General features: G+C 65.3%; 23 protein-coding genes. 14 read left to right on the forward strand and 9 right to left on the reverse strand.

Annotation, left to right across the window (positions count from 1 at the left end; translation table 11 throughout):
• Positions 1-4 precede the first annotated feature (4 nt).
• From QFZ36_RS10610 to QFZ36_RS10625, 4 genes are all read right to left on the reverse strand, one after another.
• Positions 5-748, reverse strand: coding sequence for a protein glxC (locus tag QFZ36_RS10610; protein ID WP_306636241.1), 744 nt, complete (start codon positions 746-748; stop codon positions 5-7).
• Positions 736-1644, reverse strand: coding sequence for a glutamine amidotransferase (locus QFZ36_RS10615; protein ID WP_306636243.1), 909 nt, complete (start codon positions 1642-1644; stop codon positions 736-738). Before QFZ36_RS10615 ends, QFZ36_RS10610 begins: the two co-directional genes overlap by 13 nt.
• Before the next feature lie 26 nt (positions 1645-1670).
• Complete coding sequence (glnT, locus tag QFZ36_RS10620) at positions 1671-3053, reverse strand: type III glutamate--ammonia ligase (protein WP_306636245.1); 1383 nt, start codon at positions 3051-3053, stop codon at positions 1671-1673.
• 248 nt (positions 3054-3301) lie between these two features.
• Positions 3302-3889, reverse strand: a complete 588-nt coding sequence (locus QFZ36_RS10625; protein ID WP_306636247.1) for a helix-turn-helix domain-containing protein — start codon at positions 3887-3889, stop codon at positions 3302-3304.
• Positions 3890-4115: 226 nt separating this feature from the next.
• Here QFZ36_RS10625 and QFZ36_RS10630 point away from each other — a divergent pair, with 226 nt between their 5' ends.
• The 6 genes from QFZ36_RS10630 to QFZ36_RS10655 all read left to right on the forward strand — a co-directional run bounded on the left by QFZ36_RS10630 (position 4116) and on the right by QFZ36_RS10655 (position 10378).
• Positions 4116-5114, forward strand: coding sequence for a LacI family DNA-binding transcriptional regulator (locus QFZ36_RS10630; RefSeq protein ID WP_306636249.1), 999 nt, complete (start codon positions 4116-4118; stop codon positions 5112-5114).
• Positions 5115-5250: 136 nt separating this feature from the next.
• Positions 5251-6603: an ABC transporter substrate-binding protein gene (locus QFZ36_RS10635; protein ID WP_306636255.1), complete on the forward strand. Its 1353-nt coding sequence runs from the start codon at positions 5251-5253 to the stop codon at positions 6601-6603.
• A gap of 2 nt (positions 6604-6605) precedes the next feature.
• Positions 6606-7562 carry a carbohydrate ABC transporter permease gene (locus QFZ36_RS10640; RefSeq protein WP_306636263.1) on the forward strand — a complete coding sequence of 319 codons (957 nt, stop codon included), beginning with the start codon at positions 6606-6608 and terminating at the stop codon, positions 7560-7562.
• Entirely contained in the window at positions 7550-8449 is a 900-nt protein-coding gene (locus QFZ36_RS10645) for a carbohydrate ABC transporter permease (protein ID WP_306639170.1), read from the forward strand. The genes QFZ36_RS10640 and QFZ36_RS10645 overlap by 13 nt, the downstream gene beginning before the upstream one ends.
• A gap of 85 nt (positions 8450-8534) precedes the next feature.
• The gene (locus QFZ36_RS10650; protein ID WP_306639172.1) at positions 8535-9629 is read left to right on the forward strand and encodes a Gfo/Idh/MocA family protein; all 1095 of its coding nucleotides are present in this window, start codon (positions 8535-8537) and stop codon (positions 9627-9629) included.
• The gene (locus QFZ36_RS10655) at positions 9629-10378 is read left to right on the forward strand and encodes a ThuA domain-containing protein (protein ID WP_306636272.1); all 750 of its coding nucleotides are present in this window, start codon (positions 9629-9631) and stop codon (positions 10376-10378) included. The genes QFZ36_RS10650 and QFZ36_RS10655 overlap by 1 nt, the downstream gene beginning before the upstream one ends.
• A 5-nt stretch (positions 10379-10383) precedes the next feature.
• Here QFZ36_RS10655 and QFZ36_RS10660 read toward each other — a convergent pair whose 3' ends face one another.
• Together QFZ36_RS10660 and QFZ36_RS10665 are read right to left on the reverse strand one after the other, a co-directional pair.
• Positions 10384-10833 (reverse strand): hypothetical protein, encoded by a 450-nt coding sequence (locus QFZ36_RS10660; RefSeq protein ID WP_306639174.1) that lies wholly within the window; start codon positions 10831-10833, stop codon positions 10384-10386.
• A 16-nt stretch (positions 10834-10849) separates the two neighbouring features.
• Complete coding sequence (locus QFZ36_RS10665) at positions 10850-12814, reverse strand: primary-amine oxidase (RefSeq protein ID WP_306636274.1); 1965 nt, start codon at positions 12812-12814, stop codon at positions 10850-10852.
• A gap of 124 nt (positions 12815-12938) precedes the next feature.
• Between QFZ36_RS10665 and QFZ36_RS10670 the strand changes: the two genes are divergently transcribed.
• The 3 genes from QFZ36_RS10670 to QFZ36_RS10680 all read left to right on the forward strand — a co-directional run bounded on the left by QFZ36_RS10670 (position 12939) and on the right by QFZ36_RS10680 (position 15742).
• The gene (locus QFZ36_RS10670) at positions 12939-13541 is read left to right on the forward strand and encodes a TetR/AcrR family transcriptional regulator (protein WP_306636276.1); all 603 of its coding nucleotides are present in this window, start codon (positions 12939-12941) and stop codon (positions 13539-13541) included.
• Positions 13538-14656, forward strand: coding sequence for an alanine racemase (locus QFZ36_RS10675; protein ID WP_306636278.1), 1119 nt, complete (start codon positions 13538-13540; stop codon positions 14654-14656). Before QFZ36_RS10670 ends, QFZ36_RS10675 begins: the two co-directional genes overlap by 4 nt.
• A gap of 123 nt (positions 14657-14779) precedes the next feature.
• Positions 14780-15742: an AraC-like ligand-binding domain-containing protein gene (locus tag QFZ36_RS10680; protein WP_306636280.1), complete on the forward strand. Its 963-nt coding sequence runs from the start codon at positions 14780-14782 to the stop codon at positions 15740-15742.
• Between the two features lie 61 nt (positions 15743-15803).
• Here the strand turns inward: QFZ36_RS10680 and gdhA are convergent, their stop codons facing one another.
• On the reverse strand, positions 15804-17144 hold the full coding sequence (gdhA, locus tag QFZ36_RS10685) for an NADP-specific glutamate dehydrogenase (protein ID WP_306636282.1): 1341 nt from the start codon (positions 17142-17144) through the stop codon (positions 15804-15806).
• A 202-nt stretch (positions 17145-17346) separates the two neighbouring features.
• Between gdhA and QFZ36_RS10690 the strand changes: the two genes are divergently transcribed.
• Entirely contained in the window at positions 17347-18063 is a 717-nt protein-coding gene (locus QFZ36_RS10690; RefSeq protein WP_306636284.1) for an AmiS/UreI family transporter, read from the forward strand.
• Here the strand turns inward: QFZ36_RS10690 and QFZ36_RS10695 are convergent.
• Complete coding sequence (locus QFZ36_RS10695) at positions 18013-19488, reverse strand: APC family permease (protein ID WP_306636286.1); 1476 nt, start codon at positions 19486-19488, stop codon at positions 18013-18015. The genes QFZ36_RS10690 and QFZ36_RS10695 overlap by 51 nt on opposite strands.
• A 254-nt stretch (positions 19489-19742) precedes the next feature.
• Here QFZ36_RS10695 and QFZ36_RS10700 point away from each other — a divergent pair, with 254 nt between their 5' ends.
• Together QFZ36_RS10700 and QFZ36_RS10705 are read left to right on the forward strand one after the other, a co-directional pair.
• Positions 19743-21635 carry an amylosucrase gene (locus QFZ36_RS10700; protein ID WP_306636288.1) on the forward strand — a complete coding sequence of 631 codons (1893 nt, stop codon included), beginning with the start codon at positions 19743-19745 and terminating at the stop codon, positions 21633-21635.
• Between the two features lie 110 nt (positions 21636-21745).
• Complete coding sequence (locus QFZ36_RS10705) at positions 21746-22603, forward strand: prephenate dehydratase (RefSeq protein WP_306636290.1); 858 nt, start codon at positions 21746-21748, stop codon at positions 22601-22603.
• Here the strand turns inward: QFZ36_RS10705 and QFZ36_RS10710 are convergent.
• A complete protein-coding gene (locus QFZ36_RS10710; protein WP_306636292.1) occupies positions 22585-24510 on the reverse strand; it encodes an FAD-binding monooxygenase in 1926 nt (641 codons plus the stop codon). The genes QFZ36_RS10705 and QFZ36_RS10710 overlap by 19 nt on opposite strands.
• Positions 24511-24729: 219 nt before the next feature.
• On the opposite strand from QFZ36_RS10710, the gene QFZ36_RS10715 reads away from it, so the two are divergent.
• A complete protein-coding gene (locus QFZ36_RS10715) occupies positions 24730-26211 on the forward strand; it encodes a fumarylacetoacetate hydrolase family protein (protein ID WP_306636294.1) in 1482 nt (493 codons plus the stop codon).
• Positions 26204-26884: a GntR family transcriptional regulator gene (locus QFZ36_RS10720; RefSeq protein ID WP_306636296.1), complete on the forward strand. Its 681-nt coding sequence runs from the start codon at positions 26204-26206 to the stop codon at positions 26882-26884. Before QFZ36_RS10715 ends, QFZ36_RS10720 begins: the two co-directional genes overlap by 8 nt.
• Positions 26885-26919: the final 35 nt, after the last annotated feature.

Consider the following 26919-nt stretch of genomic DNA (forward strand, 5'->3'; position numbering starts at 1 on the left):
GCTCCTAGTACGACGTCGAGTTGTCGACGTGGAAGTGGTAGAGATTCCTTGCTGAGCCGTAGCGCTTGAAGTCTGCCGGGTCGTCGGTACGGCCGGCGGCGGCCAGCAGCTCGGCGAGTTCGGCCAGGTGCTCTGCCTTCAGCGGCTTTTCGATGCAGTCCGCGCCGAGTGAGGCCACGGTGCCTTTGACGTAAATGCGCGCCTCGTAGATGGAGTCGCCGAGCGCGTCACCGGCATCGCCGCAGACCACCAGCCGGCCGGCCTGGGCCATAAAGGCGGACATGTGGCCGATGTTGCCGCCCACCACAATGTCCACGCCCTTCATGGAAATCCCGCAGCGGGCCCCGGCGTTCCCGTCGATGACCACCAGGCCGCCGTGGCCGGTGGCTGCGGCGGACTGTGAGGCGTCACCCTTTACGTGGACTGTCCCGGACATGATGTTCTCGGCCAGCCCGACGCCGGCGTTGCCGTTGACTGTCACGTCCCCCTTTTGGTGCATCCCGGCTGCGTAGTAGCCGGCGTGGCCTTCGATGGCCACCTTGATGTCCGCGTTGATGCCGACGGCCAGGCTGTGCTTGCCGCCGGGATTGGTGACGGTCCAGGCCTGGCCGTCAACGGCGTTGTGGATGGCCTGGTTGAGTTGCCGGACGGTGCTGCCGGCCAGGTCCACTGTGGTGGTTTCCGCAGTCGCGCCGGTTTCCGGAGCAGTTCCTCGGGCGGGCGCTTCGGGGGCTGTCAGAGTGACCATGTGTAGACCTTTCCGGGTTCCGGTTCAAAGATGCGGGCATTTTCAATGCCGGGCAGGGCTGCCAGGGCACGGTATTCGGAGGCCATGGCCACGTAGTCGTCCGTTTCGGCGATGATGGCCGGCTTGCAGGCGATAGGGTCGCGGACCACGGCCATGCTGTCCGCCGTGGTGACCACCAGGGTGTAGAAACCGTCCAGGACCTTGCCCAGGTTCACCAGGGCTTCCTCAAGGGTGTCGCCCTGCTTCAGCCGGGAGGCGACGTAGCGGGCGCCCACTTCGGTGTCGTTTTCGGAGTCAAAGACCACGCCCTCGCGCTTGAGATCACGCCGTACGGTGGCGTGGTTGGAGAAGGAACCGTTGTGGACCAGGCACAGGTCGTCGGCAACCGAGAAGGGATGCGAACCGCCGGCGGTGACAGCGGATTCGGTGGCCATCCGGGTGTGGGACAGTCCCTGGCTTCCGCCCATCGCTTCCAGCCCATGCTCGGCGGCAATCTCCATCGGGTGGCCCACGCTTTTCATCACGGCAACGTGCTCGCCGCGGCCGATGATGGTGGAGCCCGGCAGGGTTTCGCTGACGGCCTTCACCAGCAGGTCCGTTCCGACGGCGGCACTCACCAGCGTGGTATCGCCCACCACCTGGACAGCTGCTGCCGCGTCCGGCGGGAGCAGGGCGGCGACGCCGCTGGTGATGGCCGCCGTCGTCATTCCCTGGTCCTTGCCCAGGAGGCTGAGGGTGGATGTTCCCTCCTTGACGAGGCCGGGGGTGTTGTAGACGGCGAGGCCCGCTGAGTCCGGCCCGCGGTCCACGATCTGGCAGAGCATGGAGGACAGCAGGCTGCCCATCCGGGGATGCAGTGAGGGGTTGCGCAGCTGCAGCGCAGCGATTCCGCACATGGTGGAAGTCCTTTACAGAGTAGGGGTCAGATGGACGTCAAATACGTGCGGATTTCCCAGTCGCTGACCTGGTTGTGCCAGCTGAGGAATTCCTCTTCCTTGGCGTCCGCGTAGTAGCTGGCGATGGCGGGGTCACCGCTGAGGCTGGCCAGGATGACGGGGTCCTTCCGCAGTGCTTCCACGGCGTGGAGCAGCGTGGCCGGCAGGAAGTGAGCGTCCGGCCTGGACTCCCCGGGGCCGGACGGCTGGCCGGGGTCCAGGGACTTCTCCAGACCGTCCAGCCCGGCGGCGATGGTGGTGGCGAGGGCAAGGTACGGGTTGGCCGAGCCGTCGCCGGAGCGCAGCTCGATCCGCTTGTTGTCCGGCACCCGGATCATGTGGGTGCGGTCGTTCCCGCCGAAGGATGCCTTCCGGGGCGACCAGGTGGCGCCGGAGGAGCTGGTGGTGGCGCCGGTCCTTTTGTAGGAGTTCACGGTCGGGGCGAGGAATGCCTGCAGTGCGGGGGCGTGGTCCAGGACGCCGGCGATGAACGAATAGGCGAGGCCGGAAAGCCCAAGGCCGCGGCCATCGTCGTCCGCGCCGTCATTCGGGAACAGCGCCTCGGCACCGGACCACAGGGACAGGTGGAAGTGCAATCCGGTGCCCGTGCGGTCGGTGAACGGCTTGGGCATAAACGTGGCAGTCATGCCGCGCTGCTCAGCCAGGATGTTCAGGATGTAGCGGAGGGAAACCACGCGGTCCGCGGTGGTGAGAGCGTCCGCGTAGTTGAAGTTCTGCTCGAACTGGCCGGCTGCGTCCTCGTGGTCGTTGGCGTAGTTGCCCCAGCCCAGGCCGTTCATCGCATCGGAGATGGAGGTGAGGTGGTCGTACATCCGGGTGACGCCGCGGGCGTCGTAGCAGGGGCGGGGCGAATCGTCCCGGTCGTCTGCGGTACTGAGCGTCCCGTCGTCGTTCTTTTTCACCAGGAAGTATTCAACCTCGGCGCCCACCTTGGCCTGCATGCCCTGATCTGCCAGACGGACCAGGGTGTTCTTGAGGACCACCCGCGGGGCGTAGGGCCAGGGCTTGCCGTCAACGTGCGGGTCGCAGTGGATGATGGCCAGGCCCTTTTTGATAAAGGGAACCGGAGTGAAGGACGCGAGATCCGGAATGGCGATCAGGTCCGAGTCCTGCGGCTTTTGCCCCATCAGGCCTGCGGCGTAGCCGGCGAAGCCCATCGCGCCTTTTTCCAGTTCATCGGCGGCTTCCACGGGGACCAGCTTGGCGCAGGGCTTCCCGGTCATGTCCACAAACGTGGCAAGGAGGAAGCGGACCTCGTGCGCCCTGGCGACGTCCGCGAGGGAAATCCGGCCGGTGCTCTCCGCCAGGGGTACATCTGTTGGTGTTTCAGGTGTCGCGACACTTGTCATCGGAACTGTCCTGTTCGCTTTGCTGTTACTCGATATGAAACCTTGTTGAACCACAGTAGTCAAAACGATGTTTCAGAAGAGCGCAGGATTTGTTAACTCTGGATGTCGCGAAGGAATTTATTGGGCGGGGAGTTGTGCAGCAGGTGCGTTTCGACCTGCGCGAAGGCGCAACTACGTCACCTGCCACGCGCCTGGTGAACCGGGGTCACGCGAGCTGGTGGTGTCCGGCTGCCACGCGCGGCAGCCGGTTACTTCGCGGCGACGGCCAGGAACCGGATGGGGAGTTCCTGAAGCTCGAGCGGTCCGTGCGGGCCCTCGCCATCAAGCAGCAGGGAATCTCCCGGCTCCATGGTGTATTCGTACTGGCCGTGGCCGTAAACCATCCTGCCGGCGAGCATGTAGATGAACTCGGTCCCGGGGTGCTGGAAGAGCGGGAAAACGTCCGAGGCGTCCGTCAGTGTCACGAGGGTTGGCTCCAGCGCATCTGTCCGGCCCTTCAAGGTACCCAGCACGCGGTATTCGTGCCCGTGCTGGGTGCCGCTGCGGACGGTGAGGCTGCCCTGGCCGTTCTTGGTGAACGTGGCGTCCCGGTCGGTGTCAGCGCCGCGGAAAAGCGCGGTCACCGGGATCTTGAGCCCGTCGGCAAGGCGTTGCAGCGTGGTCAGCGAACAGGACGTGCTGGCAGTTTCAATCTTCGAAATCATCGCTTTGGACAGCCCGGTGCGGGCAGCAAGCTCCGCGGAGGACAGGCCATGGGAGGTACGGTAGCGCCGCAGCTGGGTTGCGATCACCTGTTCGAGTTTTCCCGCAACCTCTTCCCGGGCATGTTCCGTCATATCAGCCATCATAGGTGGCGTGCTGCGGTGACGAACGGCCACAGCAGACACCGCCAGCAGTTTCATAACGCGTCGGTCACGCCCCGGAAGGCTTGGCGCCGTATCGGCCCGGGCCGGGACAAATCCGCCAGCGTGGCGGCTAAGCTGGGGAAAAACCCGCCCCATCATGGCCCGGGCAAGGGCAGGGCGGCAAGGACCAGTGGCACTGGTCGCGAAAGGACATCGAATGGCGCGAGCGACAGTCCAGGACGTCGCTAAAACAGCCGGAGTGTCTGTAGGCACTGTGTCTCGCGTCCTGAACGGAAGTCCGGCCGTCAGCAAGGCGAGCAAGGAAAAGGTCACAGCCGCCATCCTCCAGCTCAACTACCGGCCCCTCGCCTCCGCCCGTGACCTGCGCCGGGACCGGACCATGCGCATACTGGCCCTGGCCAAAAACCTGAACTCACCCGTGATCAGTGAAGTTTTCCGTGGTGTCGGAGACGCTGCGGCAGTGTCGGGATATGTCAGCCTCATCGCACCAACCGCTGGGGACCTGGAACGGGAACAGCAGTTGGTGGACATGCTGCGCAACGGGTCGGTGGACGGGCTGATCATGTTTTCGCCCACGATGCCGGATGAGGATATGGAAGAAATGGCCGAGCAGCTATGCGTTGTCCAAGTGTGTGAGATCGCTGATTCCGAGGCAGCATTCGGCGTCTCCATTGACGACCGGAAGGCCGCCTTCGACATTACGCAGCACCTGATTGAAACGGGCGGCCGGCGCTTGGCGATGATTGGCAACAGGGCGGCCCGCTCCGGTCGACTGCGCGAGGAAGGCTTTCGCCAGGCTGCCGCCGAAGCTGGCTTGTCGCCGGACCAGATGCTGTTCGTCGAAGGTGAGTTCGACTTCCATACAGGGCGCCGCCTCACCAGGAAGCTGCTCGCGGCGGATCCCCTTCCTGACGCCGTTTTCTGCGGCAGTGATACCGTCGCCGCAGGCTGCGTCCGGGAAATTACGGACGCAGGAATGCGGGTGCCCGAGGACATAGCCGTGGCGGGTTTTGACGACTCAATACAGGCCGAAATGTGTGTGCCGGAACTGACCACGATCAGGCAGCCGGCCTATGACATGGGCCGCGTAGCATTCGGCGAGCTCTTGGCGCGGATGACCGTGCCTGCGGTTCACCGCCGTGGCCGGATCTTCCTTCCCCACGATCTTGTAGTGCGGGACTCGACAAGGAACTAGGACAAGGGTTGACAGCCGCACGTGGCGCCTGTCACACTTCTTTGGAATCGATTCCACGCACCTTGTGGGAGTATCCGTCCAGACTTTGGAATCGATTCCATCTTCAACAGAAGCCAGCCCGGCAAAGGAGCCATTTGTGGACTTGATTCGACTTTCTTCTCCCGTCCAGGAAGACACAGGACCGTCAAAGCCGGTGATGCGGAAGAGCGCTTCCCGCCGGCACGCGCGCCTCACCGCTTCGGCCGTTGCGGCTATGGCTGCCGGCTTGCTGATCACCGGGTGCGGTGGCGGCGCGGCCACGCAGGGCGCGGACAACGCGGCCGCTGCCGATCCGGCCTCGGCGGCTGGCGCCACCGGAAGCATCAACATCTGCGGCGGCAAGGACGCCTCCGGCATCTATAAGGGCACAGCGGAAGCCTTCACCACCGCGAACGGCAAGGTCACCGCCAAGTACACCGAGATCGGAGCGACCACCGACGAGGCCCGGACCCAGGCCGTACAGCGGCTTGAAGGCAAGTCCACCGAATGCGATATCTTCGTCGCGGATGTCATCTGGACCTCCGAGTTCGCCTCCCAGGGCTGGCTTCTGGACCAGACCAAGCTGGTCGAAGCGAACAAGGACCGCCTCATCCCCTCCACAGTGGAGACCGCCAAATACGAGGACAAGTACTGGGCTTCCCCGTTTTTCACCAACGCAGGACTCGTTTACTACCAGAAGGACAAGGTGGCAAAGCCCGAGACCTGGCAGCAGCTCTACGCTGAGGCAGCCAAGGCCCCGGGCAACAGTTTTGTCTACCAGGGCAAGCAGTATGAGGGCCTCACCGTCAACTTCCTGGAGATGCTCTACAGCGCCGGAGGAGAGGTGTTGGACGACAAGGGCGAGGTCAAAATCGACTCGGCGGAAACCCGGGAGGTACTCGACTTCATGACCAAGGGCCTCAAGGATGGCTCCGCGGACCGTGCGGTGCTGACCTACAACGAGGATCCGGCCCGGTTGGCCTACGAGTCCGGCAACTTTGGCTACCAGCGCAACTGGCCGCACGTCTACCGCCTGCTCAACGCCACCCCGCTGGCCGGCACTTTCGGTGTAGCTCCACTTCCGGCCTGGGAAGGCGGCAAGGCCTCCGGTGTCCTGGGGGGCTGGAACCTGGCGATCTCGGCCCATTCCACCAACCCGGCCGGAGCTGTGGCGTTCATCGACTTCGCCACCACCCCGGACTGGCAGAAGCACGTGGCCATGGACTTCTCGCAGGCCCCGGTCAACGAAGCCGCCTATTCCGATGTTGCTGTCCTGGCGAAGATGCCGTTCGCCACCGAACTGCTCGCCTCAGTCAAAGGTGCCAAGCCGCGCCCGATCTCCCCGGTTTACCCGCAGATTTCCCAGGCCATCTACAAAAATGTGTATGCCGTCCTCTCCGGCACCGCCTCTTCCGAGGACGCCGTAAAGGCGATGGCCCAAGAGATCACCACCGCAAAGGCGAGCTTCTGACCATGGCAACCAGGTCCCTTGCCGCCAGCCGTGGGGTGAACAGCCGTGGGGAGAACAGCCGCGACCGGGCGGAACGGCGGCTTGCGTTCCGGATGACTGCTCCGGCCCTGGTCCTCATGGCGTTGGTGGCGGCGGTGCCCATCGGCTATGCGCTCTGGCTGTCCCTGAACCAGTACAGCGTCCGCACTGCCGGTCTATCCCGCTTCGTCGGCCTGGAAAACTACATCACGGCCCTCAGCGGACCGCACTGGTGGGCCGCCTTCGGCCAGACCTTCCTCTTCGCAGGACTTTCGGTCTCGCTCGAGCTGGTGCTCGGCACGGCCATGGCATTGCTGCTCAACCTCGCCTTCAAGGGCCGCGCACTCTTGCGGACCGTGGTCCTGCTGCCCTACGCGGTGGTGACCGTGGTCAGCGCCATCACCTGGGAAACAATGTTCCAGCCCAACCTGGGCCTGGTCACCAACGTGCTATCGACCCTGGGCCTGCCCGGCGGGGACGTGGTCTGGCTCGGCGAGCACGGTTACGCGATGGCCGTGATTGTGCTTGCCGACGTCTGGAAAACGACGCCGTTCGCTGCCCTGATCATCCTGGCCGGCCTGCAGGTCATCTCCGCAGAGACCTACGAGGCGGCCGAACTCGACGGCGCCAACAAGTGGCAGGCCTTCCTCAACATCACCCTGCCGCTGCTCCGTCCTGCGATCGTTCTCGCAGCGATCTTCCGCAGCATGGATGCCCTGCGCGTCTTCGACCTTCCGTTTGTGCTCACCCGAGGTGCCAACGGGACCGAGTCCATGTCCATGCTGGCGTACACCCAGCTGCGCGAAAACCGCCTGGTGGGCGAAGGATCGGCGCTGTCCATCCTGACCTTCCTCACCGTCATGGCCGTGTCGGTTGTCTACATCCGCTTCGCCGGCGGCAACATCCGCGAAGTCGCCAAGGAGGAACAATTAGCACACTGACTGCACAGCGCACGACGGCGGCACCCGCCGCCCCCGGCAGGGCACCGAAGCGGAGGCTCCGCGGCGAGGAGAAGCTCCACCCGCTCGTCTGGGTCTTCGTCATTGCCGTCATGTGCTTCTCGCTCATACCGTTCTACTGGCTGGTCAACACCTCCCTCAAGAAGGGCGTGAGCCTGTCCAAGGGCGAACTCTTTCCGAGCCAGCCCACCTTGGAGAACTACCTCCTGGTGTTCCAGAACCCCGAGTTCCTCCTGGCCCTGCGCAACTCAGTGATCATCGCCGTCGTCACCACAACGGTGGCACTGGTGTTCGCTTCCTTCGCCGCCTACGCCCTGGCCAGGCTCAAGATGCGCCGCAAAGCCTTGATCCTGACCCTGATCCTGTCGGTTACCACCTTCCCCGCCATCGCGATCGCCGCCCCGATGTTCTCGATCTGGCGTGAAATCGGCCTCTACGACACGCTTCTGGGCCTCATCATCCCCAAGCTGACTTTCGCGTTGCCCCTGGCGATTTACACACTGACGTCCTTCTTCCGGGAGATCCCGCGTGAACTCGAGGAATCGGCGTACATGGACGGGGCCACACCCTTCACCGCGTTTCGCAAAGTCATCCTGCCGCTGGCAGTTCCGGGCCTTGCCACAACGGCGATCCTCGTGTTCATCTCGGTGTGGAACGAATTCCTGCTTGCCGTCACCCTCACCACCTCGCCGGAGGCCCGTCCGGTCCCGGTTGCGATTGCGTTTTTCAGCGGAACCAGCGAGTTTGACCAGCCACTGGGCACCATCAGTGCCGCGTCCGTGATCATCACGGTCCCGCTCGTCATCCTCGTACTCGTTTGCCAGAAGCGCATCGTTTCCGGCATGACCGCCGGCGCCGTCAAGGGCTAAAACCTCAACAATCAGTCCCAAGCACCACAAGAAAAGGAAAATATCCGTGAGCAACGACCAGTCCCCCAGCCAGCAGGCTTCTGCCCTGGAAGAACCACAAGCCGAAGAACTGAGGGTAGGCGTCGTCGGCATTGGCTGGGCGGGCCAGCAGCACCTGAAGGCCTACGACTCGCTGGAAGGCGTCCGCATCGTGTCGCTGGCGGGGATGGAGCAGGAGCTCCGCGACTCGCTGCAGGCAGAATACTCGATCCCGAACGCGTTCGCCGGCTGGGAAGAGATGCTGGAACACGGTGGCCTGGATGCGATCAGCGTGGCAGTGCCTACCTTCCTGCACGCGCCCATCGCCGTTGCCGCCCTGGAACGGGGAATCCACGTGCTGAGCGAGAAGCCCATCGCGCGCAACGCCGTCGAAGGCCAGGCCATGGTGGACGCCGCACGCAAGGCCGGCCGCGTCCTGGACATCGCCTTCAACCACCGCCGCCGCGGCGACATCAAGGCGCTCAAGGAAGTGATCGACGGCGGCGGCGTGGGCCGCCCGTACTACGCCAAGGCGTCATGGCTGCGGCGCTCCGGCATCCCCATGCTGGGGAGCTGGTTCACCAATCCCGAGCTCGCAGGGGGCGGGCCCCTTGCCGACATTGGCGTTCACGCCCTCGACTATGCCCTGCACCTCCTGGGCGAACCGAAGGTGGTTGCCGTATCCGCAACCACCCATTCAGAGCTGGGCCCGCGGGGCCGCGGCGGAAACGACCGATATACCGCGATGGCCACCAGCCACGCGTTCGAGGTGGAAGACTTCGCCTCCGCGTTCCTGCGGCTGGAGGGCGGCGCCACGCTGCTGATAGAGGCAGGCTGGGCCAGCTACCGGGAGACGGATGACCTGCTGGACTTCACGGTCTACGGGACCGACGGCGGAGCGGAGCTCAAGGTACAGGGGGCACCGTTCGCCCCGGTGGGAAAGCTCAAGGTGTTCACCGAAAAGGACGGCGAGAACGCCGACTACGTGCCTTCCGCGCTGCCGGGCCGCGCCCACGATGCCGTGATTGAAGACTTCGTGACGGCCGTTCGCGGCGGTACGGAAGTATGGGGTGAACATGATGGATCCTTGGCGCTCTACCGCGCCCAAATCATCGATGCGTGCTACCAGTCGGCACGCGAGCAGAGGGAGGTTCGTCTCTAATGAACGACAAGCTGAAAATCCGGGTCTGGAACGAGGGTGTCCACGAGGCACTCAACGAGCCGTCTCACATCGGGGAAATCTACCCGAACGGGATCCACGGTGCCATCGCAGCCGGGCTGCGCTCCTACTACCCTGACGCCGAGATCACGACGGCAGTCCTGGCCACGGACGATGAACACGGCCTCGACGAGGAGATCCTTGCCGAGACCGATGTCCTGCTTTGGTGGGGACACATGGCCCATCACGAGGTGAGCGACGCCGTCGTCGAACGCGTCCACCGGCACGTCCTCGGCGGCATGGGATTGATCGTGCTCCACTCGGGGCACTTCGCCAAGGTGTTCACCAAGCTGCTGGGCACCAGCTGCTCCCTGGCCTGGCGGAACGACGGCGAGCGGGAGCTGGTGTGGACCGTCAAGCCCTCCCACCCCATCGCCGAAGGCGTGGACAGCCCGATCGTTATCCCCGAGCAGGAGATGTACGGCGAGCTGTTCGACATCCCGGACCCGGACGACCTGATTTTCATCAGCTCCTTCGCCGGCGGCGAGGTGTTCCGCTCCGGCGTCACCTTCACCCGCGGGAAAGGCCGCATCTTCTACTTCAGCCCGGGCGACCAGGAATACCCGGTCTACCACCACCCGCAGATCCAGCGGGTCCTGGCCAACGGCGTGAAGTGGGCGGCCCAGCCGGAGCTCCATCGTGCGGCCCCGGAAGTCAGCAACCCGGCCCGGGACTGGTTCGGCCAGGGGTAAGCAGATCAGGTGCATTGGCTGCGGCTGCGGCTCCCCCGGCGCAGCCGCGCCACCAGTGTGGCGGCGAGCAACGCCGTCGCCAGTTCCAGTCCGATGACCAGCAGCAGCTGGGCGGCGCCCGCCCGCGCAGCGTACGACGCCGGCCCTCCGCCATGCGTGTGTCCGGCACCTCCGGTGCCGAGCAGCAATGCGACATGCAGTGCGACCATGGCCAACGCCACAAGAGTCACGTGATGCAGCGCGCCGATGCGGCTGTGGCGCCACACATGAACCGTGCACGGCACGCAGACGGCGGCCAAGGCAATCATGAGGAGGCCCAGCCAAGCGCCATGGTGGCCCGCTACTGCCACCCAGAGGTGCGTCGCGCAGGAAGCAGCGGTGACCACGGCGCAGGCCCGGGGATGCACGACGGGACCGCGGGTGCGGACCCGTCCTGCCGTCGTCGGCCTTTCCATCTTGTCGTGGACGGGGCTAGTGGCAGGAGCCACCGGTGGTTCCCTCGCTGTGGCAGGAGGATACCTGCTGGTTCGGGTTGGCGGGGACGTCCAGCACCGGGCTGCGGTCAAAGAAGCCCTCGGGGCGGAGCTTGAAGCCCACGGTGTCCACGGGCATGATGGGCCAGTCCTCCATCCGCGGGAAGTGGGTCAGCCCAAAGGTGTGCCACACCACGATGTCCTGGCCGTCGAGTTCCCGGTCCTCCGCCACAAAGGCGGGCAGGCCGGCTCCGCCGGAGTGCTGGTTGACGAAGTCGCCCGTGGGGTACCGCTCGTCCTCCGCGTAGCGGGTCACCCACAGGTCCTTGGTGGCGAAGGCTGCCCGCTTGGCGATCGAGGATCCCGGGTCAGCGAGCAGGGTGGGCTGGTTTTCAGAGTGGAGTTTGTAGCCCACCGGCTCTCCCAGCCGGTTCCGGGACTCCGGGTTGGAGATGATCCACGTCCGGCCGCTGCGGGCATCGGCCTCTCGGACACCCTCCGATTCGCTGGCGAGGAGAGTGCGCCTGCGGGAGAAGGCATTGCCGCGTTCGTTGCCCGGGCCCATCGCCTGGCGGACCACGTCCTCCTCCTCCACCCGGTTCGTGAAACCGTCAACGGCCATGTCCAGCCGGGCGCTGAAGAGGTGCTGGTGGAAGGGTGCGCCCAGTCCCGGGGCGAGCTGGGAAATGTTGTCCGAGCCGCCCTCCGGGAACGCGGAGGTGAAGACCACGCCGGTGGCCTTGGCCTCGAACTCGATGGTGCCGTCCAGGTACAGGTACCAGTAGAAGCCGTAATCGTAGTTGCCGATGGTGGTGAAGAAGGAGATCACCAGGCGGCGGTTCCGGCGGGTGTAGTTGATCCCGGTCCAGAGGTCCGAGTGCTTGGAGAGGACGCCCCAGTCCTCCTCATGCATGCAGATGCCGTTGCGGATCTCGCGCGGATTGCCGAAGGCGTCCGAGATGACGGGGCTGAGGTAGGTGATGTCGCCCAGGCAGTCGCAGCCGAGCTCCAGGGAGTTGGCGTACTGGCCCACCAGGTATTCGCCGGTGTCGAAGTAGTTCTGCCACGACCGGATCGGTGACGGGTCGCCGTACGGGACCACCATCTCGGCGATGGAAGCACGGTTGATGATGGGCCGCAGCCGGCCGCCGTCACGGAAGCCCAGGTTGTGCAGGACCACTCCTTCGCGGACGTCGAAGCCCACGTCCACGCTCCACTTTTCCCACTCCACATGGTTTCCGCCGATGACGGTGAAGCTGGGGCCTTCTGGCTGCGTGATGCTGATGGGCTTCTGGGTGGTCCGCAGGGGGCCGGTCAACTCCGGGTCCGTGTAGTTGCCATGGTCAGCCGGGATGGGCATAACCCCGAGGTCGATGACCTGCATGACTTCCTTGTTCACCACGTCCACGTAGGCCAGCAGTCCGTCCACGGGATGTGCCCAGGCGCTGTCCGCCGGGAAGTCCTGGACGAAAGCCAGGCCCCGGAGGATCCGGCGCCCCTTCTCCTCCGCGTACTCGAATACGCCGGCGGACAGCGGCGCCACGCGGACGCCAGCGACGTCCAGGCCGCGGGCAGCAAGGGCGTCCAGCCAGCGCTGGTCAGCGGCCAGCAGCGACTCCACCAGTTCGAACTCCTCCTCGAGAACGGGAAGTTCACCGGTCACGGCGGTATCGAGCACGACGGCGGATTCCACCTTCTGGTGCGTCAGGGAGACGATGACATCGCTTGGCGCAGCCCCGGAGACGTCGTGGATAAAGATCCGGAAGCGCCGATCCTCCGCCTGGTCGGCGCCGCCTTCGGCTCCGGGCCGGCCGCCCCGGACCGGATCCAGGAGTCCCAGGTACGCAATGCGGTGCTGCGCCCCAAGGAGGTCCTCCGACTGCAGGACGGACCGTATCTCCAGGATCTCCGGGGCGGTGGCGAGGCCGAATGTTGATGCGGTGTCAACGGGTGCAAGCGTCATGGTCAAGCCTTTGATCGGACCCCTGGTGGGTCGGTCGGTTTATTTTCTATAGTTGTAGAGAATAAGCTGTACGTAAGATGGGCCACAAGGGTTTGGGCGAAAATATTTCCGGGGAGCAGCTGCGGTGCCAAAGATTGTTGACCATGATGAGCGGCGCCTGGAACTGGTGGATGCGACATGGCGCATCATTGCGCGCCATGGCCTGGAGGGCGCCACGATGCGCGAGATCGCCATGGAGGCAGGCTTCGCCAACGGCGCCCTGAAGCCCTACTTCCCCACCAAGGACACCTTGCTCGAATTCGCCTTCAGCCATGTGTTCAACCGCACGAACCAGCGGATCGCGGAGGTTACGCAAGGCCAGTCCGGCCTTGCTGCCCTGCGGGCCTTTTGCCTCGAGGTGCTGCCCCTGGACGAGGAGCGCGTCAACGAGGCGCGGATCGTGATCCCCTTCTGGCAGAAGGCGGTCAACGACCCGCAAAAAGCATTGATCCACCAGCAGTCAATGGCCGAGTGGCTTACGGTCATCCGGCATTGCCTCGCGGAGGCCCGGGACGCAGGCGACGTGAGTACCGCTGTCGACGATGACGCCCTGGCCGGCCAGCTCCTGAACATGCTGCTGGGCGCACAGATCGAGGCAGCCCTGGCACCGGCGGGCCGCGGAGACTTCGGTCACCACCACCAGCTTGAGGGCTACCTGGCCCTGCTGAGCCAGCCGGCGGACCATTGAACGCTGAGAGCGCAGCCGCGACCATTCCTGCTGACATCGACACTCCCGAGATCCTCGTGGACGTTGACGTCCTGGACCGCAACATCACCCGGATGGCCCGGGCCGTGCAGGCGAAAGGACTCGTCCTGCGTCCGCACGCCAAGACCCACAAGATCCCGGAGATCGCCGCCCGGCAACTCGCGGCCGGGGCGGTTGGGCTGACCGTGGCCACTATCGGCGAGGCGGAAGTGTTCGCCGCGTCAGGAGTCCAGGATCTCTTCATTGCCTACCCCCTGTGGGTCTCTCCGCAAAAGGCAGTGCGGCTCCGGCAGCTTGTAGCAAGCGCGAAAATTTCAGTAGGCGTGGACTCGGCAGCCGGAGCTTCCGCGCTGGGTGCAGGTCTCGGCGATGCCGCCGGGGAGATCAGCGTGCTGGTGGAGATCGACAGCGGCCACCACCGCAGCGGCGTCCAGGCTGAAGCAGCAGCAGCCGTTGCCCAGGCAGCGTCCGGCGCCGGCCTCAAGGTGGCAGGGGTCTTCACCTTCCCCGGCCACAGCTATGCGCCAGGCATGCCCGTCGAAGCGGCGGTGCAGGAGCAGGACGCCCTGCACCGGGCAGCGGAAGCGCTGGGCGCGGCGGGCTTCGAGGCCGCTGTGCGAAGTGGAGGATCCACCCCGACGGCGCTCCTCACCGAAGGCTCTGCTGCCACCGAAGTGCGTCCCGGCGTCTACGTCTTCGGTGATGCCCAGCAGCTGGAGCTGGGCCGTTGCGCCCTTGAGGACATCGCACTGGCGGTTGCGGCCACCGTGGTCAGCCACCACACCACCGCTCCGGACAGCCCGCAGCGGTTCATCCTTGACGCCGGGAGCAAGATCCTGGGCAGCGACCGGCCGGCCTGGGCCAGCGGGTTCGGGCGCCTGATGGACCACCCCGGGGCAAGAATCACCGCACTGTCAGAGCACCACGCCACAGTGGAGTGGCACAACGACGGCGCGCCGCCGGCCATCGGTACGCGTCTCCGGGTCATCCCCAACCACGTCTGCCTCGCCATCAATCTCGTGGATGACGTGGCCGTTGTGAGCCAGGGCAGGCTGACTGATCGCTGGGCGGTGGCAGCCCGGGGGAAGAACAAATAGCGGCAATTCTTTTTTCGCCAAGTGTTGAAAAAAGACGGCGGGTGGCACTAACCTGATGGGACTGTGTTGCAGGACACAGTTTCGGGGGAATGTCAGATGGCCCGCCCGTCGTCAGGAACATCCATGCAAGCACCAGCCTCGCCCGCCAGCCAGAACCAGAACCTCACCACCAGGGTTGCGGCGTCTTTCGACCACTGGAAGCACCTCGTGGCCGAGTCCTTTGTGCCGCTCACGGCAAAAACGGCTGACGTGGACGGCTTCCGCGGGCAGCTGCGCGCGCGGGTACTGGACCGGATGTCCATCGTGGAAGTCACCGCCACATCCCATGAGGTCCACCGCACGCCAGCGCTCATTGCCCAGGCCGGCGAGCGCTATTTCAAGCTCAGCCTCCAGCTTGAGGGCACCGGACTCCTCATCCAGGACAACCGGGAGGCGCTGCTCCAGCCCGGTGATCTGGCCATCTATGACACCAACCGCCCGTACACCCTGGCGTTCGAGGAACAGGCCCGGATGATGGTGGTGATGTTTCCATGCGGCGCCCTCACGCTGCCCACGGATTACGTTGGCCAGCTCTCCGCCGTCAGGATGCCCGGCAGCACGGGCCTGAGCGGGATCGTGGGACAGTTCATCCGCCAGCTCGCCGAAAATATCGACATCCTGAGCGGTCCCAGCGGGTCGCGGCTGGCCACCAATGCCCTGGACCTGGTGTCCACCATGCTGCATGCAGAAATGGACATCGCCCCGGACCGGATGAAGCCGCAGGCCCTGCTGGCCGCGTCCGTTCGCGAATACATCGAGGGCAACCTGTCCGATCCGCTGCTCTGCCCGGCGAGCATCGCGGCCGCGCACTTCATCTCCACCAGGCACCTGCACAACGTCTTCCACGAGTCCGGCAACACCGTGGCCGGCTGGATCCGGAGCCAGCGCCTTGACGGATCGCGCCGCGACCTGCGGGATCCCCTGCACGCCGGGAAGTCCGTCAGTGCGGTGGCTTCCCGCTGGGGGTTCCTTGATGCGGCCCACTTCAGCCGCACCTTCCGCGACGCTTTCGGCATGTCCCCCACCGACTGGCGCCGGGGCGCCTGAGCATCAGCACCGGCGGGCATTAGTGCACGACGGCGGATGGCGCCGGCTTGGCATGCCCGGCTTAGATCAGCCCCTGCGCGAGCATCGCGTCGGCCACCTTCACGAATCCGCCGACGTTGGCACCGAGGACGTAGTCGCCGGGCGCACCGTATTCCTCCGCGGTGGCAGCGCACAGGTCATGGATTCCCACCATGATGTCCGTGAGCCGCTGCTCGGTGTGCTCGAAGGACCAGGAATCGCGGCTGGCGTTCTGCTGCATCTCCAGGGCGGAGGTGGCCACACCCCCGGCGTTGGCTGCCTTGCCGGGTGCGAACAGGACACCGGCCTGCTGGAAGACGGAGACGGCGTCGGGCGTGCTGGGCATGTTGGCCCCTTCACCCACGGCGAGCAGGCCGCCCCGCACCAAGGCGGCGGCAGCAGCGCCGTCGAGCTCGTTCTGCGTTGCACACGGCAGCGCCACGGTGGGGCCGGCGGCGTCCCAGACGGAACCGCCGTCCACGTACGTGGCGCCCGGCTTGCGGACGCCGTATTCCTTGAGCCGGGCGCGCTCCACTTCCTTGACCTGGCGCAGCAGCGGAACGTCGATCCCTGACTCGTCGATGATGTAGCCGCTGGAGTCCGAGCAGGCAACCACCGTGGCGCCCAGTGCCTGCGCCTTGGCGATGGCATTGATGGCCACGTTTCCGGAGCCGGAGACCACCACGCGCTGCCCGTCGAAGGAGAGCCCGCGGGTCTTGAGCATCTCGTTGGCGAAGATGACTGTCCCGAAACCCGTTGCTTCCGGCCGCACCAGGGACCCGCCCCAGGAGATCCCCTTGCCGGTGAGGACGCCGGATTCGTAGCGGTTGGTGATGCGCTTGTACTGGCCGAAGAGGTAGCCGATTTCACGCCCGCCCACCCCGATGTCGCCGGCCGGGACGTCGGTGTACTCGCCGATGTGGCGGTAAAGCTCGGTCATGAAGGACTGGCAGAACCGCATGACCTCGGCGTCGCTGCGGCCACGCGGGTCGAAGTCGGAGCCGCCCTTGCCGCCGCCGATGGGCATGCCGGTCAGTGCATTCTTGAAGATCTGCTCAAAGCCGAGGAATTTGACGATGCCAAGATTCACCGACGGATGGAACCTCAGCCCGCCCTTGTACGGGCCCAGTGCCGAGTTGAATTCCACCCGGAAGCCGCGGTTGATCTGAACCCGGCCGTGGTCGTCAGTCCAGGGGACGCGGAAGATGATCTGCCGCTCGGGTTCGCAGAGGCGTTCCAGGATGGCTGCTTCAAGGAACTCGGGGTGGCGGTCGTGGACCGGCCCGAGGCTTTCGAAGACCTCGGTGATGGCCTGGTGGAATTCCGCCTCGCCGGGGTTCCGCGCCAGAACTGTATTCCTGATGGTTTCCAGCCGTGCATCCATGAGTTCTTCCTAACGTGGCCTGCACGGGACGGCCACGAGGAGGCGGCGTTGTCCTGAAAAAAGTTTACGTTTCAACTTATCGGATTACGACTGCGCACTGTTAGGCGGGCGGGCGCGCTTCAGCTAATCTCCGTATTGTGACAGCAAACTTCCGTCTTATGAAATTTGAGGGGAATAATTCTCCCGGCCCCGGGGCGTCCTGATGCCGTATATTTGCCTGCTCCTCTCCGGTGCCCCGCTGCTGGTCAACGGGCTGGCAACACTGGGACGCCTGCCCCGCCGCGACGCAGCCGTGCTGAGCCTCGTGGTGGGTATCGTCCAGGTGGTGCTCGGCGTCGTCGTCCTGTCCCCGGGCACTCCTGCAACCCCAGCACTGACTGCCGCCGGCATGTTCCTGTTCGGCCTAACGTACGTCTATGCGGGCCTGGACGTCCTGCTGGCGCTGGGCTCCAAGGGGCTGGGCTGGTTCTGCGGCATGGTGGCCTTCGTTGGACTGCTCCTGGCAGCGGCGTGGCTTCGTGACGATCCCCTGCTGTCCGTTATGTGGCTGGTTTGGTCCGTGCTGTGGGCGCTGCTTTTCGCCTCGCTGGCCCTGGGCCTGGCCCGGGTAGACACCTTCACGGGCTGGGCGCTGGTGCTCACCAGCCAGGTCACGGCTACAATCCCGGCTTTCCTGGGGCTGGCCGGGCTGTGGCCACACAGCCCGTCGGTAGCCGCCGCTGCAGCGGTATTACTGGGCGGGCTGCTCGTCCTTGCCGGCGTTCTTGCCCGGCGGACCCTGGCCGCAAAGGGAATGGCCCGGGCCGATGCTGTCGCACCGGACCGGGCCCTTCAAACCCCTCACCGCGTCAGCGAAGGAAGCTGTCCGTTAACCGGCGTTCCCCAGACTGCCGGCCTTCTGCCGCCGTTCAATCCGTGACTCCACCAGGACACCGGCGGCGAACATCACCGGGACAGCCACCAGCAGGGCCGCGGCCGTTTCTGCGCTGCCGCCAATCAGTGCGGTGAAGTTGCTGACCACCAGGGCCAGCACCCACGCCAGCAGCAGGGTGGCCAGGGCAGGCGCCAGGAAGGTCTGCCAGAGCTGGACTTCCACACGCTCCCGCCGGAAAAATCCCACCACGGCCACGGAACAAAGGATGTACAGCACCAGCAGTGCAGCAACAGCCAGTCCGCTGAACCAGGAGAACAGGGTCAGGACAGGATCCAGCGCGAGCAGCGCGAAGGGAACCACCAGTACCACGGCGGTGGCGGTCTGGATCCGGGCGGCCGCGGCGGGGGCGCTGTGGCGGTTGGTCCGGGCCAGGACGGCGGGCATGGAGCCCTGCAGTGCCAGCGAGTGAAGGTACCGGTTGATGCCGTTATGGAAGGCGATGATGCCGGCCAGCAGGGACGTCACCAGCAGGATGCCCGTGGCAGTGCCGGCCCACGGTCCGAACAGTTCCACCATGGGAGCCAGCACAAAGCTGGTGGAGTCGCCCGATTCAAGGGCCGCACCGGCTGCGTCCATGACCTGGCTGGGGCCGTAGTAGCTCACCAGCATCCAGGAGATAAACGAGAAGAACACGGCGATCACGGCTACTGACAGGTAGGTGGCCCGCGCTACGGTGCGGTGGGCGTCCTTGGCTTCTGCCGAATAGATGGCGGTGGATTCGAAGCCGAACATCGAGGCCACAGCGAACATGATGGCCACGCCCGGGGCGCCGGCGGCGATGGCCTCCGGGGAGAAGGACGCCGCGATGCTGATCCCCTCGGGACCGCCGCCGCTAAAGAGCACCGTGAAGCCGAACATCAGCAGGATGGCCACTTCGAGCCCCACCAGCAGGGCGAGGACCTTGGCGCCGAGTTCGATGTTGAGCGAGCCCAGCACCTGCACTCCGGCCATCGTGGCCAGGGCCAGCGCCCACCAGGGGACGTTGACGCTAACGGAAGCCAGCAGCCCGGAAAACGCTGCCCCATAGAGCCCGTACATCGCTGCCTGAACCGTGCTGTACGCCAAGAGCGCCAACCAGGCCGCGCCGGCTCCGGCCTTCCGGCCGAAGGCCGCCGTGACATAGGCGTAAAACGCGCCGCTGCCCTGGATCCTGCGGCTCATCGCCACGAATCCCACGGCGAAGATGACAATAACGACGCCCACAATCAGGTAGGCGCCCGGGGCGCCGGCACCGTTGCCGAGGGCGGCGGCCAAGGGGGAAGCACCGGTGATTCCCGTCAGGGGCGCCTGGGCGGACAGAACGAAGAACAGGATTCCCATGACGCCGATGCTGCCGGCGCGGAGGGCAGTGGAGTGTTCCTTTGCGGGGCTTGCATCAGCAGTCCGGGATTCGGAATTGGAAATACTCATTGGATCCTTCTTAACGGTCATGAGCGCTGGGGGGGAAGGGTGCGGTTCAAGGTCCTGCACCGTTGAATCCAGCATGGCAGCGGACCGCCTCAAGGGTTTTGTCGCGCAGCGATCAGTTGTTGTACCTGAGCGCAATGCCCGGGCTGGAGCGGGACGCGTCCGCCACTTAATCCAAGGCGGTGCCGAATCACCTGCCCGTGGCATACTGCCGTTACCAGACATCGCCGGATCCGCCGGCCGGAAGGGGTCCCTTCGTGCAGGAATTCGGTGTGGACGAGACGGCGCGGCAGCACGTCGTCGAGGCCCTTGCCAGGGCGGACAGCGGCGCGGGGACGGACTTTCAGCGGCGGTTCGACCGGCACTTCCCGGACCTCTGCCGTCTCTTCCAGTCGCTGTACGGTTCCCGCGAGGACTGGCTGGACCAGCTCACCGCACTGGTCCTTCAGAACGCCCGCTCCTGGCAGGACCGCCCGGCGGAGCTGAAGGCCCTCGACGCCGAGCGGGAAGCCAACAGCGGCTGGTTCCTGGCCAACAAGATGCTGGGCGGGGTCTGCTACGTGGACCGGTACGCCGAAAGCCTGGAGGGAGTCCGCGCCCGCATCCCGTACTTCAGGGAACTGGGCCTCACCTACCTGCACCTCATGCCGCTGTTCCTGGCGCCGGAGCCGCACTCCGACGGCGGTTATGCGGTCTCCAGTTACCGCCAGGTCAACCCGAAACTTGGCACTATGGAACAACTGCGCGAGCTTGCGGCGGAACTGAAAGCCAACGGGATCAGCCTGGTGGTCGACTTTATCTTCAACCACACCTCCGACGAGCACGAGTGGGCACGGCGCGCCGCCGCCGGGGATCCCGAATTCAGCGATTACTACTGGATCTTCCCGGACCGCACCATGCCGGACGCCTTTGAACAGAATGTGCGGGAGATCTTCCCGGAGAACCACCCCGGGTCCTTCATCCGGATGGAGGACGGCCGCTGGGTCTGGGCCACCTTCCACACCTACCAATGGGACCTGAACTACTCCAACCCGGACGTTTTCCGTGCCATGGCCGGCGAAATGCTGTTCCTGGCCAACCAGGGCGTGGACATCCTGCGCATGGATGCGGTCGCCTTCATCTGGAAACAGCTCGGCACCCCCTGCGAAAACCGCCCCGAAGCCCATACGCTGCTCCAGGCCTTCAACGCGGTGTGCCGGCTCGCCGCGCCGTCGCTGCTGTTCAAGTCCGAGGCCATCGTGCACCCCGACGAAGTGGCGCTCTACATCGACCCTGCCGAGTGCCAGATCTCCTACAACCCGCTGCAGATGGCGCTGATCTGGGAATCGCTGGCCACCCGGGACGTGTCGCTCCTGGCCCAGGCACTGCAGCGCCGGCACAACATCGCCGAGGGCACGTCCTGGGTGAACTACGTCCGCAGCCACGACGACATCGGCTGGACTTTTGCTGACGAGGACGCGGCGGAACTGGGCATCAACGGCTTTGACCACCGCCGGTTCCTGAACTCCTTCTACGTCAACCGCTTCCCCGGCAGCTTCGCCCGCGGTGTGCCCTTCCAGGACAACCCCAAGACCGGTGACTGCAGGATTTCAGGCACGACGGCGTCGCTGTGCGGCATGGAGGTGGACCCGGCTGAGGCGGTGGAGCGGATCCTCCTCGCCCACTCGGTTGCCTTCAGCACCGGCGGCATTCCCCTGCTGTACCTCGGCGACGAGGTGGGCCAGGTCAACGACTACAGCTATGCCTCGGAACCCGGGCATGAGTCGGACACCCGCTGGGTCCACCGGCCGCACTACCCGGCGGAGCAGTATGCCCGCCGCCATGACCCTTCCACTCCCGAAGGCGCCGTCTACGCGGGCCTGAAACGAATGATCGAGGTCCGTGCCGGCGCTCCGGAGCTGGCAGGAACAAGGCTGGTGGACTTCGCCACCCACAACTCCCGCGTGCTGGCCTACCAGCGCCCCGGCGAGCAGACCTGGGTCCTGGCACTGGCCAACTTCAGCGACGAACCGCAGGCATTGCCCGCCGAAACCTTTTCCGGATACTCAGCCGCCGCCGTCGACCTTCTCTCCGAAGCCTCGCTGCAGCTGGACGACGGCGTCACGCTCCTACCGCGCCAGTATCTCTGGCTGCGCGTCACCCCCAGCTGATGTTCCCTTTTCCCAACTAAGTAGCGTCAAGTGTCGTTTTGACCGCCCAAAACGACACTTAGCGCTACCCAGTTGGGCGGGCGGGCACGGGACGTGAAACCATACGGATCATGGCCTCCAAGATTGCGTACCAGGGTGAGCCCGGCGCCAACTCCAATATCGCGTGCAAGCAGATGTTCCCGGACATGGAAAGCGTGCCCTGCGCCAGCTTCGAGGACGCGTTTGAACTCGTGTCCAGCGGCGAGGCGGACCTGGCCATGATCCCCATCGAAAACTCGATTGCCGGGCGGGTGGCGGACATCCATATCCTGCTGCCCCAGTCCAACCTGCAGATCGTGGGCGAGTTCTTCCTGCCCATCCACTTCGACCTGCTGGGCATCCCGGGCAGCACCATCGCGGACGCCACCGAGGTCCACAGCCACATCCACGCCCTGGGCCAGTGCCGCAAGCTGATCCGTGAGCACGGCCTCAAGCCGGTCATCGCGGGCGACACCGCCGGGTCCGCCCGTGAAGTGGCCGAGTGGAACGATCCCCGCAAGCTCTCCCTCGCTCCCCCGCTGGCCGCGCAGATCTACGGCCTGGAAGTGCTGGCCTCCCGGGTTGAGGATGATCCGTCCAACACCACAAGGTTCGTGGTCCTGGCCCGGGAGATGGCGCTGCCGGCCCGGGACGAACTGCCCGGACCGGCGGTCACCAGCTTCGTGTTCCGCGTCCGCAACGTCCCGTCCGCGCTGTACAAGGCGCTGGGCGGCTTCGCGACGAACGGCGTCAACATGACGCGGCTGGAAAGCTACATGGTGGGCAACGAGTTCGCGGCCACCATGTTTATGGCCGACGTGGAAGGTCACCCCGGGGACTTACCGCTGAAGCTGGCCCTCGAGGAGCTGGACTTCTTCACCACCGAGGTGCGCATCCTTGGCGTTTATGAGGCCGCGGAGTACAGGACAGCTCAGACCGTCAGCGGCTGACCCGTTGCCTGGCGCGGCTTGAGCAGGCCCGGCTTCAGCAAGGCAGCAAAGAACTCCCCCAGTTCCGCCGTCGCGGTGAGCGGCAGGACGTTCGCCACATACTGGTCCGGGCGCACCACCACCACCACGCCGCCGCGGTCCAGCCCGCGCAGTTCGAAGATGTCTGCCCCGGGATCGGTGGCGTACACCTTCTCGTAATCGGTCAGCTTGAACGGGCCCACCTGCGGCTTGAAGACGGCGGGAACCTTTCCAATGTCCACGGCCGTGTGCGGTTGCTGGTAAATCACCTTCACGTCGAACCAGGCGTCAGGATCAGCGTCCGACGGCGTTGCGGCCAGCGGCGAGTCAGGCGAGTTTGCGATCCACCCGGCGAAGTCCGCCACCCCTGAGTGCGTACCGGCGGGCGCGGCGTCCGCGAAGACGTAGATCCGCCACCGCCCGTCCGCCGTGGCGTGGTGGCCGAGGTGCATGGGGTTGGTATCGCCCACCCGCACCACCGGTGCTGATTTGAAACGCTTGCCCACGGGGAAGCCGGTGGCAAGGTCCTGGTGCTTCGCGGGTGCCACCAGCATGGACGGCGCGTACTCGGTCATGAATCCGGCCGGGAACTCGGCAGTGCGCACGTAGAAGTCTTCGAGGTCCGAGGGGTTCTCGAACTCCTCGGGCTTCTTGGCCATCATGGTGGACCATTCCTTGTCGAAGTCAATGAGATTCTTTGCCACCACCTGCCGCTCCGCGGAATACGTGGACAGCAGGCCTTCCGGGCTGCGGCCTTCCAGCACGTGGCCGAGCTTCCAGGCGATGTTGAAGCCGTCCTGCATCGAAACGTTCATGCCCTGGCCCGCCTTGGCACTGTGCGTGTGGCAGGCGTCGCCGGTGATAAACACCCGCGGGGTGCGCGTACCGCGCTCCTCCGGCAGGACGTCGTCGAACCTGTCCGTGAGCCGGTGCCCCACCTCGTAGACGCTGTGCCACGCCACGTTGCGGACGTCCAGCGTGTAGGGGTGGAGGATCTCGTTGGCCTTGTGGATGATCTGCTCGATGGTGGTGTTCCGGACGGCGTGATGGGTGGCCGGGTCCACCTCGCCCAGGTCCACATACATGCGGAACAGATGTCCGCCTTCGCGCGGGATCAGCAGGATGCTGCCTTTTTCCCCCTGGATGGCGCACTTGGTCCGGATATCGGGGAAGTCGGTCACGGCGAGGGTGTCCATCACGCCCCAGGCGTGGTTGGCCTGGTCCCCGGCAAGAGTGCAGCCAATCGCTGTGCGCACTTTGCTGCGCGCGCCATCGGCACCCACCACATATTTAGCCCGCACTATGCGTTCCTGGCCCTCATTCGGCCCGGAAGTGCGCAGGAGTGTCACGGTGACGGGGAAGTCGCCCTCGTCCGTGACGCTAAGGGACTGGAAGTCGTAGCCGTAGTCGGGCTTCAGGCGGGTAGGCGAGTTGGCGGCAAACTCGGCGAAGTAGTCCAGCACGCGCGCCTGGTTGACGATGAGGTGCGGGAACTCGCTGATGCCCATCTCGTCGTCGACAGCGCGGGCGGTACGAATGATGTTGGCATGGCTGGCGGGGTCCGGCTTCCAGAACGCCATCTCGGTGATGCGGTAGGCCTCGGCAATGATGCGCTCCGCGAACCCGAACGCCTGGAAGGTTTCGACGCTGCGCGCCTGGATGCCGTCGGCCTGGCCGATGGCGAGCCGTCCGGGACGCCGCTCGATGATGCGCGTGCTGACATTCGGGAACATGGAAAGCTGCGCCGCGGCGAGCATTCCCGCCGGCCCGGTGCCGACAATCAGGACGTCCACTTCATCCGGGAGCTCGTCGGGCCGGTTCAGCCCGACGCCAGCTGCCGGCTTTACCCGCGGGTCTCCGGATACGTAACCGTGGTGGTGAAACTGCACGGGATTCCTCACTTCGTTGTGTGGCTCTTCGGCCATAAGGCTTGTTCGATAATAGAACTAGGGTTTCCATATGAGAAAACTCGGGTGTGGGGCAATACTGTACGCCACCTGTAACGGGGACGACAAGGGTGCCAAAAATGCGAGCCTCGAACGCTTGACAAGCGTCAGCCAAAGCGCGAAGGTGATCGTATACGATTTCGTACTTCGCTAGGAGACGCTTTGGAGCAGGTCAACGGGGAGACCCTCGCAGCGGCACGCAAGGTGATCGCGGTGCACATCAACTACCCCAGTCGGGCCGCACAACGGGGACGCACGCCGGTCCAGCCGTCCTACTTCCTCAAGCCGTCGTCGTCGCTCTCGCTTAGCGGCAGCACGGTGGAACGCCCCGCCGGATGCGAACTTCTTGGCTACGAGGGCGAGATCGCGCTGGTCATCGGCAAGGCTGCCCGCCGCGTCAGTATCGAGGACGCATGGAGCCACGTCGCCGCCGTGACAGCCGGCAATGACCTTGGCGTGTACGACCTGCGCTGGGCGGACAAGGGTTCGAACCTCAAGTCCAAGGGCGGGGACGGTTTCACCCCGGTGGGCCCGGGACTGATCCCGGCAGACGCCGTCGACCCCGCCCAGCTTCGCATCCGCACCTGGCACAACGGCCAGCTCGTCCAGGATGACATCACGGAAGACCTGCTCTTCCCGTTTGCCCGGCTCGTGGCCGACCTGTCCCAGCTGCTCACCCTTGAGGAGGGGGACATCATCCTCACCGGCACCCCTGCCGGTGCGTCTGTCGCCAAGCCCGGGGATGTGCTCGAAGTGGAGGTCTCAGCCGGGAACCTCACCACCGGCCGTTTGGTCACCAAGGTGGAGGAAGGCACGACGCCGTTCGCGGACTTTGGTGCCGGACCCCAGGTTGATGACGTGCAGCGGGAGGAGGCGTGGGGTTCGCGTGAGGCTGCGGGACTGCCCGCGGCAGCCAGTGTCCTCACCCCCGGACTGAAAGCCAATCTCGAAAGTGTCGCCACGGCAACCCTGTCCTCGCAACTTCGCAAACGCGGCCTTAATAACGTCAGCATCGACGGCCTGCAGTCCACCCGGCCGGACCGCCGCGTGGTGGGCCTGGCCCGGACCCTGCGGTACGTTCCCAACCGCGAGGACCTGTTCAAGACCCACGGCGGCGGGTTCAACGCCCAGAAGCGCGCCATCGATTCCGTGAACGAGGGCGAAATCCTGGTCATGGAGGCCCGCGGCGAGAAGGGCACCGGCACGGTGGGTGACATTCTTGCCCTGCGCGCCCAGGTCCGCGGCGCCGCGGCCATCATTACCGACGGCGGCGTGCGGGACTTCTCAGCTGTGGCCGGGCTGGAGATGCCCACCTATTTCGCCAACCCGCACCCTGCCGTGCTGGGGCGGCGCCACATCCCGTGGGACACGGACATCACCATCGCCTGCGGCGGAGCCACCGTCCAGCCCGGCGACATCATCGTGGCCGACTCCGACGGCATCCTGGTGATCCCGCCGGCCATCGCCGAGGAACTCGTGGAGGACTGCATCACGCAGGAACAGGAAGAGAGCTTCATCTTCGAAATGGTCCAGCAGGGCAACAGCGTGGACGGCCTCTACCCGATGAATGCCGAATGGCAGGCCCGGTACGAGGAATGGAAGGCAGGCACCATGAATCCGGCAGCAGGTAACCCGAATGACTGAGACAGTGACCGGTCTTCCCGCGGCATCGGCGGGCAGCAAATCCGAGCAGGCCTACCAGGCCGTCAAAGCCCGGATCATCGAAGGAACCTACACTCCCGGTTACCGGCTGGTCCTGGGCAGCATCGCCAAGGACCTGGGATTCAGCGTGGTCCCGGTCCGTGAGGCCATCCGCCGGCTTGAGGCCGAGGGCCTGGTGACGTTCGAACGCAACGTGGGCGCCACCGTGGCCGGGATCGACCCCACCGAATACCTGTACACCATGCAGACCCTCAGCATCGTCGAAGGTGCCGCCACAGCGCTGTCCGCACCGCTGATCGACCCGGCAGCGATCGCCCGGGCCCGTGGAGTGAATGCCGAGATGCGCGAGTGCCTGAAGCACTTCGACCCCGTCAGGTTCACCGCGCTGAACCAGGACTTCCACAGCGTCCTGTTTGAGCACTGCCCGAATCCGCACATCCTGGACCTGGTGCACCGCGGTTGGAACCGGCTGGCGGCACTGCGGTCTTCCACCTTCCGCTTTGTCCCCGGCCGCGCCCACGATTCAGTAGACGAGCACGAGGCACTGCTCCGGCTCATCGAATCCGGAGCAGATGCCGATGCCATCGAGAAGGCAGCGCGCTTGCACCGCTCCGCCACCCTCGACGCCTACCTCGCGCAGGCCAAGAACCTCTGACCCGCTCCCCGGGAGCAAGACCCCCACCTCAGCAG

Source organism: Pseudarthrobacter siccitolerans, from assembly GCF_030823375.1.
In the GTDB taxonomy this organism is placed as follows: Bacteria; Actinomycetota; Actinomycetes; order Actinomycetales; family Micrococcaceae; genus Arthrobacter; species Arthrobacter siccitolerans_A.